Below are 569 nucleotides of genomic sequence, written 5' to 3' on the forward strand. Positions count from 1 at the left end.
AATACAGCAACACTTAAGGTTAAGGATGCTAAAGGTAATAACATTACCGACCAATTAACTGCAACTTGGGACCTTAAGAATGGTAAATGGCTATTAACTCCTAAAGACAAGGCTAAGTTCTTGGACACTTACAAGGGTCAAAAGCTTACTGTTTCATTCAACTCTGTTGTTAAAGCAGATGCTCTTGGTACTTTAACCAACACAATGAACCAAGTTAATAACAGCAAGGGCTACAAGTCTAATACTGTCAAAAACAATGTTGAACCGGATCCAAAACCAACTAAGGTTGTAGTTAATACTGATAACACTAACATTGATAAGACTTCTGTTTCTCATGGACAAGTAATTAATTACACTGGTACATGGGACTTATCCGAATTAGCAAATCACTTATTCACAACACAAGAACTAGCTAACGTATGGTCATTCTCTGATGATTACGATCAAGCTAAGGTAGCTGTTGACTTAGCTGGTAAAGATGCATGGTCTGTTAAGGATGCTAAGGGCAATAGCATTAAAGATGATGTGAAATTGGCTTGGAATGCAGATGATGGTTCTTGGACAATCAC

The 569-nt window shown here is 37.3% G+C and carries 1 protein-coding gene; it reads left to right on the forward strand.

Annotated features, from left to right (window positions below):
* A partial coding sequence (locus JCM10991_RS14200; protein ID WP_035189203.1) for an adhesin isopeptide-forming adherence domain-containing protein occupies positions 1–569 on the forward strand: 569 nt, incomplete at both ends.

The sequence above is a fragment of the Ligilactobacillus equi DSM 15833 = JCM 10991 genome, from assembly GCF_000615765.1.
In the GTDB taxonomy this organism is placed as follows: domain Bacteria; phylum Bacillota; class Bacilli; order Lactobacillales; family Lactobacillaceae; genus Ligilactobacillus; species Ligilactobacillus equi.